Source organism: Caminibacter sp., from assembly GCF_053999135.1.
In genome coordinates, this window is record NZ_JBMXVQ010000116.1 from 1 (window position 1) to 9,203 (window position 9,203).

Below are 9,203 nucleotides of genomic sequence, written 5' to 3' on the forward strand. Positions count from 1 at the left end.
TTTCACTTGTTATGATACTTGTTTTACCTCTTTCAATGATTGGAGCTAGTTGGGCTTTGTTAATAGCTCATAAGCCTTCGTGTATGCCTAGCATGGTGGGATTATTGTTACTGTTTGGTATTATTATCAAAAATGCGGTATTGTTAATAGACTTTTATAAAGAATATAAAAAAGAAGGTAAATCTCCGTTTGAATCCGCAATTGAGAGTGTTAAAGTCAGATTCAGACCCGTTATGATGACTGCTTTTGGTACAATTGCGGGAATGATTCCTATTGCTCTTGAACAGGCGGTGGGACTTGAAAGATTATCACCGCTTGCAAATGTTGCAGTGGGAGGTTTGTTGATTGGAACGCTTTTGACGTTAATATATGTCCCAATGCTTGCTTATTCAACTGACCCGGATAATAAAAAAATAAAGGAGCAAAAATGATTAAATATGCAACACCTGCAGGAAGTAAAGAGTTAAAAACAAACATTGAAGAATTTGTTAAACTTTATAAAGAAGGAAAAGCGGTATTGCTTGATATAAGAATGCCGTTTGAAAAAAAAGTCTGGGGAGTTAAATTCGCCATCGAACTAGCACCCAATGAAATTGAAGCAAACCTTGACAAACTTCCAAAAGACAAGCTGATTGTAGCGGCATGTCCTGGCAGCACACGCTCTCCTTTTGCAGCTGCATTTTTAAAAGAAAAAGGATTTAACGCCACATATCTTGAAGAAGGACTGCTTGAACTTATGAAAAAATTAAGAGGCGGGGAAGCTAAAAAATTCTTAGAAGATTAATTCTCTTCTTTTTTTCTTATTTCACTAAAAGGAAATTAAAATGTTTTATTTTGAAATTTTTATAGTTTCAACCGTTTTAAGTGCATTTTTCGCCCTTGGCGGCGTTGGAAGCGCCGTTGCGTTAATTCTTGTGTTACACTGGGTGGGGGTGGGTTTTAACTTTGCAAAAGCAATAGGATTTTTTGTTAATACAACCACGACCGTAACCGCGACAATAATGAATATAAAAAGAAAAGTTTTGGACATTAAATTCGCCTTGCCGCTTGCAATTTCACTTGCCGCTTTTTCACCTATAGGGGCGCTTTATTCAAAACATGTACCTGTTCATGAAGTAAAATGGCTTTTTGCCCTGTTTTTATTTTTTAGTGCAAGTATGATTCTTTTTGGCAAAAAAGAGCAGAAATTCCATTTCACAAAACCATGGATTATGGTATTAATAGGAGCCGTTGTAGGGTTTATAAGCGGACTTCTTGGAATTGGAGGGGGTGCTTTACTTATGCCGGTATTGATTCTTTTGGGATTTGATGCTAAAAAACTGGCTGTTACTCTTAGTTTTGTAATTCCTTTTTCAACGTTTGCGGCATTTTTGACGTATATGAGCTTTGTAAAAATTGACTGGGTAATTTTAGGCGTTGCTACGCTTGGGGCAATAGCCGGGGGATATATAGGAAACTATTTTATGCACTTTAAACTTGAACAGCACCATATCAAAAAAATAATCGGAATACTTTTATACATTATTGCTTTTAAGATGATATGGAGTTTAATTAACTCTTAATTTAAGCTTAAAAGAAGTTCAAGAGTTAAAGGATTAATTAAATTTGTATTATAAGCCTGCAGTAAAGAACCGCTTTTAAGAATAGATGAAAATGTCTCAAAATCGACAGGATTTATTTTAGTGTTTGAAAAAGGTGTTTGTAAAGAAAATTCTTTTAAAGCGTCTATAAAAGACTCTTTTTTTTCAAGAAGAAGTTTTTCATACTCTTCGATTGACATTTCGTCGGGATTAAATACCGGAATTGATAAAGAAAAATCTTTATCTCCTATTTTAAGGGTCTGATTGAAGACCGGCAAATCGTTAAATGTTGTATTTTTAACGGTTGAGTTTATCTCTTTGGAAATTTCTTTTAAAATATCTTCTGTCGGTTCATTTATATTTTTTAAAATATCCACATATGAAAGTATTTTATCCACTGCGTTTGTAGCTGTTTGTAATATGCCTATTTTTTGATGAAATTCGTCTACTTTAGCGAATAAAGGGTTAGAGGCAAATTGAGTAGGTAAAAAATAATCCGTAATTCTTAAAGCGATTAAATTATTTACATACTCCGGATTAAACGTTACAGGTTTGGTTTGATAAGGATTTATGGGTAAAAAGCTTAAAGGATAAAAAGAGACATTCATTTTTTATCCTTTTAACAGATTCATTAAACTTTCATGAGAAAGATTCATTTTATGAACCTGGGCTAAAACAGCTGCATTTAACGTAACTTCGCTGTTTTTCATACCGGTGATTGCTTTAGCCACGTCAACTTCGTTTTGAGATTTTGCTTTTGATAAGTTAATTACGTAAGTTGATAAATTATCAATTTTTGAAACCGCTTCGTTTTGAAACGCTCCTATACTGCTTCTTGCGCTGTTTAAAGCTTTTTCAAAATCTTCCATATTTTCTATTGAAAAAGAAGGCATTGATGTATTTATTTCCGTTCCGTTAAAATTAAACTGACCGAATACACTTTTATCGTTATAAGTTGTCTGGTTTAAAGTGTCGTTTATATTTTGAGCGTATTTTTGAATCTGTTCGTTTATAGCTGATAAATTATCGCTGTTTAAAGCGGCATTATTTGCTGCTGTTTGTAAAGTTTTTATATTGTTTAAATTATCGCTTATATTATTTAAAGCCCCGTCAGCTATTTGCATAAATCCTATTGCTTCGTTAAAATTATTTATTTGCTGAAAAGAAGTGTCTATTTCGGAATTAAAAACATCTTCAACAAAAGCATTTACTATATTTTCGGTTTTTGCCGGATTTGCAATTTTTTCAATATTTTCGTTAACTTTATTTAAGTTATTGTTGATATAATTTGCCATATTATTGTTTATTTTCATTTTCCCCTCCTTAGGAGTAAAATATTTCTATATATATTATACCATATTTTTGATAAAATTCTTAAAAAAAACTTAAGGTTTTTTATGATAAAAATAAAACATTTGAAAAAAGTATTCGGCGAAAAAGTTGTTTTAAAAGATGTTAATCTTGATATTTTTGATGGAAAAATTACCTATATTATGGGAATGTCGGGACAGGGTAAATCCACTATTATAAAACATATAGTAGGTCTTTTAAAGCCCACGGCCGGAGAAATATGGGTGGATGGCGTAAATGTTGCGGATGCCGATTTACAGACTCTTTACGAAATAAGAAAAAAAGTGGGGTTTACTTTTCAAGAGGGGGCTTTATTTGACAGTATGAATATTTATGAAAATGTCGCTTTTCCCTTAAGGGAACATACTTCTTTAAAAGAAGATGCTATAAAAAGAAGGGTTTTTGAAACGTTGGAGATGGTAGGGCTTGAGGCAAGTAGAGTTGCTTATCTTTTTCCTCATGAGTTAAGCGGAGGTATGAGAAAAAGGGCCGCAACGGCTAGGGCTATTATTTTAAAGCCGAAATATATTTTATATGATGAGCCTACAAGCGGTTTAGACCCGGTGATAAGCGATAAAATAACCAGAATGATTATGCACTTAAACCGTGATTATAATATGACAAGCGTAGTTATTTCCCATGATCTTAAAGAAACGTTTAAGAGTGCTGATTTTGTTGCTTTTTTATATAACGGAGAAATAATAGAGTTTGGAACGGTGGAGGAGTTTAAAAATTCTCAAAACCCGATAGTCAGGGCTTTTATAGAAGGAAATAGTGAAAGTTATGAAAAATTAGCGGAAGGGATATAAATGAAAAAATTTTTAGGATTGATAATAGGGGTGTTTTTATTTGCTTTTAGTGCGAGAGTAGAGCCTTATGATACATTTACTATAAAATCAAGTATTGCTGGAAGCGTAGTGTTTTGCGATAAGAAAAAAGAAGCAGGTTATTATAAGGGTCTTATAGTAAAAATAGATGATAATCAGGAAAAAATAGAACTTAATAAACTTTTAAACCAAAAGAAATTTTTGCAAGAGGAGATAGAAAATCAAAAAGAAATACTTAAAAGAAAATTTGATACTTACAGAAGATATAAAAATTTAAAAACCAAGTCTGTGGAAGAAAAAAATATTAAGTTTTATGATTATATAGCTGCTAAAAATCAGCTTATTAATCTGAAAAATCAGTTAAACGGAATTAACGCTTCAATAGAAAAATTAAAAGACACGATTAATAAAAAAAATATAAAAGTAAATGGATATGTAGATAAAGTATTGGTAAATAAAGGTGATTATGTGGCACCTGGGACTCCTGTTGTAGAGATTGACGATATTTCTTTGGTAAAACTTAACGTATATGTACCTTTGGAAAAAATAGATAAAATAAAAAATAAAAAGATATATATAGACGGTAAAAAAAGAGACTTTAAAATAAAAAAAATATGGAAAGTGCCTGATGATAAGTATATTACTAGTTATAAAGTGGAAATTGTAGGAAAAGGTTTAAAAATAGGGGAGATAGTAAACGTAGAGTTTAAAAATTAAAAAAGTGAAGGAGCATTAAAAGAAACTTTAAAAGAAGCAGTTTCATAAAATTCTCCGATTTCTTCTATATCTAAAAAATCTGGAAAAATTTTTTCTTCAAACCGCTCATTTATAAAAATAGCTTTATCTCCTCTTATTTCTTCAAATTCTAAAATTTCTTCCTTATGTATTATTTTATCTCCTTTTTTAAGTTCATATACCTTCACTTCCACTCCTCGATTACGTCTTTAAATATTTTTGAAAGTTTTATGACTTCATCTTTTGTTGTTCTTTCGTTTGGAGCGTGAATTGTGTCGTTTTTTACCCCGAATTCTACTACTTTTACGCCGTGTTTAGCAAAAAACCTGGCATCGCTTGTTCCCCCTGCGGTTGAGTGTTTAGGAGTTATTCCTGTCTCTTTTTGAATAGCCTTATCAAGTAATTTTACTACTTTTGTATTAGGGTCGGTTATGAAAGGTTCGGCACTTTGGGTTAGTTCGAGCGTATAGTTCATATCTTTAAAATATTTATGGATAAAATTTTTGATTTTTTCTTTATCTGTATGAGTGTTGTTTCTTACATTAAACATCATTTTAAGCTCACCCGGAGTTACATTTGTAACTTCCATACCGGCTCTTATGTCCGTTACCACAAATTTACTAGGAGCAAAAAATTCATCTCCTTCGTCTAAATTGACTCCTGCTATTTTATGTAAAACCTGAGCTACTTTATGGATAGGGTTTATAGATTTTTCAGGATATGCCGCATGTCCTTGAAGACCTATTTTTTTAAGTACTCCGTTAATAGAGCCTCTTCTTCCTATTTTCATAGCGTCCCCGAATTTCTCTTCGCAGGTGGGTTCTGCGACTATTGCGTAATCAGGAATCATGTTTTTTTCTTTTAAAATTTCAAGCATATACCTTGTGCCCCAAATGGCATCTCCTTCTTCGTCGCTTGTAATAAGTGCGCTTAGAGTCCCGTTGAAATTTTTAGTGTTTTTCATAGCCCACAAAAATGCCGCAAGGCCGCTTTTCATATCCTGAGCGCCTCTTGCGTATATGAATCCCTCTTTTTCTGTAGGGGTAAATGGGTCGCTTTTCCATCCCTCTCCAGGTGGTACTACGTCTATATGTCCACCAAAGCATAAATGTTCACCTTCACCGAATTTTTTATAAATAAAAAGATTTTTTACGCCTTCTTTTTTACTCTCTATTATTTCAAAATCGTTTAGATAATTTTTTATAAACTCCATTGCCCCGTCGTCGTTTGGGGTAATCGATTTAAAACTTAAAAGTTTTTTAAATAATTCTATAACATCCATTTACGGCCTTTTTATTGAAATTTTACCGTTTTTTACCCACAAACTGAAACGGATTTTCATTAAAAAAAATTATTTCGAAATCCTTAAATATCTCAAAAAATTCAGTTTTACCTATAGGGTATTTATTTATAGTTTCAAATATGAAATATCCGTTGTTTTTCAATGATTTTGGGATTTGTTTTAGTAAATCTAAATTAAAATACTTAATCATTATAATAATATCATACTCATTTTGTGGTATAATATAATTATCAAGGTCAAGACAAATTTTTTTTATTTTCGGATTGTTTATTTTTGATATGGCAATGTCGCTTATATCGATTAAAGTGACGTCATAGCCTTTTTGTAAAAGAGCTATAGCATTACGACCAAGACCGCCGGCCAAATCAAGGGCTTTTTTATTTTTTGTCTCCGGAATAAAATCTAAAAGAGTGCTTGGAGGTTTAGGTGTAAGAGTTTTATATTTTTCATTCCATTTTAGTTTTTCTTTTATCATTTTTGACCTTAAAGGAGAAATTATGAAAAAAATTATATCCGAAATTGATAAATTAAAAGATAAAATTATAAAAATAAGACGTCATATTCATATGTATCCGGACCTCTCGGGAGAAGAATATCCTACAAGAGACTATATAAAAGGTATATTGGAAAAAGAGGGGATAAATGAGATAAAAACTTACAAAAATCATGCAGGTATGGTAGTGGATATAAAAGTAGATGATAAACTTCCTACAGTTGCTTTTAGGGCCGATATGGACGCTTTGCCTATTAAAGAAGAAAATAATGTCCCTTATAAGTCGAGAAAAGATGGCATAATGCACGCTTGCGGACATGACGGACATACGGCGATTTTAACCGGTTTTTTAATTGCTTGTAACAGACATAAAGATAAACTTCCCTTTAATATCAGAGGAATTTACCAGCATAAAGAAGAGGTGATGGATGGAGGTAGCGAGGATTTGATTAGAGACGGGGCACTTGAGGGAGTCAGTGCGATATTTGGGCTTCATCTGTATCCGTATCTCAAAACCGGAGAAATCGGTTATAAATACGGGGAAATGATGGCGAGTGCGGATATGTTCGAAATTGAAATTTTTGGAAAAAGTGCGCACGGAGCCAGACCTCATGAAGGAGTTGATGCAATTTTAACGGCATCTCTTGTGGTAAATTCAATTAATCATATAGTGAGTCGTAGAATAGACCCTCTTCATCCTGCTGTCATATCGTTTGGTACCATTGAAGGAGGAAAAGCTCCGAATATTATCTGCGATCATGTAAAGCTCAGCGGAACAGTCAGAACTTTAAACGATTCGGTAAGACAAAATATAAAAGAGATGATGGAAGAGGCAACTGCCGGCATTTGCAGAGCCATGGGAGCTAGATATAATTTTCATTACTGTTTTGGAAATCCTGAGCTTATAAATGATGATAAAATGGTAGATGTAGTGGTAAAAGCCGCTAAAAAATTAGCAACACCGGTGGATTTAAAACAGCCTGTTATGGGAGGGGAGGATTTTGCCAATTATCTGAAAGTGGTTAAGGGAGCGTTTTTTAGGCTTGGGAGCTGTAACGAAATAAAAGGTACCTGTTATCCTCAACATCATCCGAGATTTGATATAGATGAAGAAAGTTTGATAATAGGCGCTAAGATATTCGCAAATATTATTAAGGAGCTAAAATGAAAGGACACAGCGGAATTTCATCTCCTTTTTTTATTGTAAAAGATAAAATAGAAGCAATAATCAGAGATATAAAAAAAGGAGATGGTGAAGATATAGTTGAGCTTTTTAAGGCAAATTATGATGATACTTATTATAAAAAAAGTTTTTATAATCCAAAGACGTGGGAAAAAATGGTAAAAAGCGATAAATATTTTCCTGTGGTTGCCGAAATTGACGGTAAGGTTGTAGGGCAGTTTTTACTTACAAAAAACGATAATTATAACGGCGAAATAGGAGCTGTAGTGGTTCATCCGGATTATAAGGGAAGAGGGCTTATGAATAAGATGTTTGATTATTTAATAAAAAAAGCTGAGAGTCTTGGTCTTTATGCAATATACGGAGAAGCTATTATGTTTCATCCTTTTTCTCAAAAAGCGAATTTGAAGCATGGAATGGTTGAAACCGCTTTACAGCTTGGAGAAGTGGCTTCCTGGATTGCTCAAAAAGATATAAAATTCGAAAAACGCTCGGGTACGCTTGTAGGATATAAAATTTTTAAACATCAAAAACGCTCTCTGTATACTCCTAAAATATATAGAAAAATTATTTATGACAGATATAAAAAAGCAAATCTTCCAATTTCAAAAGCCACAATAAGGCCTATAAAAAAAACGCTTGAATTTTGGGAAAACAGGCTACTTAAAATTTCAGGAATAATAATCAACGGAAAAGTTAAAAATTTTGATAATAGATTTAATATTTTATTTACAAAAGCAAAATTAAGAGGTGAAATGATTTATGCCGATATTAATTTGCATACTCAAGAAATAGAAGAAATCACTGAGTTTTTAAACAAAAAAAGATTCTTTTACAGTGGAGTTTTATTTTATAGATACAACGGATTTGATTATTTGAGACTTCAATATGAAAATACACATAATGTAGAGTAGAGGCTTAATGTGTGTTACAGTGATTATTGTAAATTTTTAAGTAAATTTGTTTTTAAAGACAAAAAAAGGGTTTCTTTTTGTTAAAATTTTATTAAAAAGGTTATAAGTGGACGCCAAACAGTTTTTAGAGTCCTATTTTGATGAAGCGTATAGAATAATTAAACATCATGATAAATATATAAAAGAATATGGGCTAAAAGAACCTAAAATTAATTATATAGATTTATTCAAGTTTTTGCAAAGTGCAGCGAATTTTTTATATGAAATAGATTATGGAGTAATAAGCGGATTACCTGTAAAAATGTATAGGGATATAGAATCTTTGCTTGAATATTATAAAAAGCTGGAAAAACTTAACGCTTCGGCTATGTTTTATAATAAATATCTGCCAAATCTTCCCCAATATAAGAATTTACAAGCAACTATTAAGGATTTGAATCAAAAAATAAGCAAATATGAAAGTATTTTAAAAAGTTCGGAAAATGAACTTAAAAAATACCCTACTGTTCCTAAAGATAAAGAAGAACTTGCTAAATATAAAGCTTTGAAAAAGCAAAACGTCGATGCTATTTATTATATAGGTAAATATAAAGAAGAACTTGAAAATGCTAAAGTTCAATTAAAACATCTTGAAAAAGAGGAAGAGAAAAAGTTTTTTCCTATGTTTGATAAGCTTAAAGAAGAAATTTTAAAAGAGCTTAAGAGGATCTTAAATACAAAACTTTACTATTTTGACAAACTTATCTGGTATAACGCTTCTAAATCTCCAAAAGTTGTAAAATTTTTTAGAGATTCAAGTATAAACGGCGATATAAACT

General features: G+C 31.9%; 13 protein-coding genes. 8 read left to right on the forward strand and 5 right to left on the reverse strand.

All coding sequences use genetic code 11. The features are described 5' to 3' along the window. The 3 genes from ACXJH6_RS08575 to ACXJH6_RS08585 all read left to right on the forward strand — a co-directional run. A partial coding sequence (locus ACXJH6_RS08575) for an efflux RND transporter permease subunit (protein ID WP_456471343.1) occupies nucleotides 1–431 on the forward strand: 431 nt, incomplete at its 5' end. Further along, nucleotides 428–784 (forward strand): rhodanese-like domain-containing protein, encoded by a 357-nt coding sequence (locus tag ACXJH6_RS08580; protein WP_456471344.1) that lies wholly within the window; start codon nucleotides 428–430, stop codon nucleotides 782–784. The genes ACXJH6_RS08575 and ACXJH6_RS08580, both read left to right, overlap by 4 nt. Before the next feature lie 40 nt (nucleotides 785–824). Then, complete coding sequence (locus ACXJH6_RS08585; RefSeq protein WP_456471345.1) at nucleotides 825–1,562, forward strand: sulfite exporter TauE/SafE family protein; 738 nt, start codon at nucleotides 825–827, stop codon at nucleotides 1,560–1,562. Here ACXJH6_RS08585 and ACXJH6_RS08590 read toward each other — a convergent pair. Together ACXJH6_RS08590 and ACXJH6_RS08595 are read right to left on the reverse strand one after the other, a co-directional pair. Next, the gene (locus ACXJH6_RS08590) at nucleotides 1,559–2,188 is read right to left on the reverse strand and encodes a hypothetical protein (protein ID WP_456471346.1); all 630 of its coding nucleotides are present in this window, start codon (nucleotides 2,186–2,188) and stop codon (nucleotides 1,559–1,561) included. The two genes, ACXJH6_RS08585 and ACXJH6_RS08590, sit on opposite strands and share 4 nt — an antisense overlap. Before the next feature lie 3 nt (nucleotides 2,189–2,191). Then, entirely contained in the window at nucleotides 2,192–2,893 is a 702-nt protein-coding gene (locus tag ACXJH6_RS08595; RefSeq protein ID WP_456471347.1) for a flagellin, read from the reverse strand. 84 nt (nucleotides 2,894–2,977) lie between these two features. On the opposite strand from ACXJH6_RS08595, the gene ACXJH6_RS08600 reads away from it, so the two are divergent. Together ACXJH6_RS08600 and ACXJH6_RS08605 are read left to right on the forward strand one after the other, a co-directional pair. Then, nucleotides 2,978–3,739: an ABC transporter ATP-binding protein gene (locus tag ACXJH6_RS08600; RefSeq protein WP_456471348.1), complete on the forward strand. Its 762-nt coding sequence runs from the start codon at nucleotides 2,978–2,980 to the stop codon at nucleotides 3,737–3,739. Continuing rightward, nucleotides 3,740–4,474, forward strand: coding sequence for an efflux RND transporter periplasmic adaptor subunit (locus ACXJH6_RS08605; protein ID WP_456471349.1), 735 nt, complete (start codon nucleotides 3,740–3,742; stop codon nucleotides 4,472–4,474). It begins immediately after the preceding gene. On the opposite strand, the gene ACXJH6_RS08610 is transcribed toward ACXJH6_RS08605, so the two are convergent. From ACXJH6_RS08610 to ACXJH6_RS08620, 3 genes are read right to left on the reverse strand one after another with little or no spacing between them, the layout of a single operon-like run. Beyond that, entirely contained in the window at nucleotides 4,471–4,680 is a 210-nt protein-coding gene (locus ACXJH6_RS08610) for a succinyl-diaminopimelate desuccinylase (RefSeq protein WP_456471350.1), read from the reverse strand. The two genes, ACXJH6_RS08605 and ACXJH6_RS08610, sit on opposite strands and share 4 nt — an antisense overlap. Continuing rightward, nucleotides 4,677–5,774, reverse strand: coding sequence for a succinyl-diaminopimelate desuccinylase (gene dapE, locus ACXJH6_RS08615; protein WP_456471351.1), 1,098 nt, complete (start codon nucleotides 5,772–5,774; stop codon nucleotides 4,677–4,679). The genes ACXJH6_RS08610 and dapE overlap by 4 nt, the downstream gene beginning before the upstream one ends. A gap of 22 nt (nucleotides 5,775–5,796) precedes the next feature. Then, complete coding sequence (locus tag ACXJH6_RS08620) at nucleotides 5,797–6,270, reverse strand: class I SAM-dependent methyltransferase (protein ID WP_456471352.1); 474 nt, start codon at nucleotides 6,268–6,270, stop codon at nucleotides 5,797–5,799. A gap of 22 nt (nucleotides 6,271–6,292) precedes the next feature. Here ACXJH6_RS08620 and ACXJH6_RS08625 point away from each other — a divergent pair, with 22 nt between their 5' ends. The 3 genes from ACXJH6_RS08625 to ACXJH6_RS08635 all read left to right on the forward strand — a co-directional run. Next, nucleotides 6,293–7,456, forward strand: coding sequence for an amidohydrolase (locus ACXJH6_RS08625; protein WP_456471353.1), 1,164 nt, complete (start codon nucleotides 6,293–6,295; stop codon nucleotides 7,454–7,456). Further along, a complete protein-coding gene (locus ACXJH6_RS08630) occupies nucleotides 7,453–8,385 on the forward strand; it encodes a GNAT family N-acetyltransferase (RefSeq protein WP_456471354.1) in 933 nt (310 codons plus the stop codon). The genes ACXJH6_RS08625 and ACXJH6_RS08630 overlap by 4 nt, the downstream gene beginning before the upstream one ends. 106 nt (nucleotides 8,386–8,491) lie before the next feature. Beyond that, on the forward strand, nucleotides 8,492–9,203 hold a 712-nt coding region (locus tag ACXJH6_RS08635; RefSeq protein WP_456471355.1), incomplete at its 3' end, for a hypothetical protein.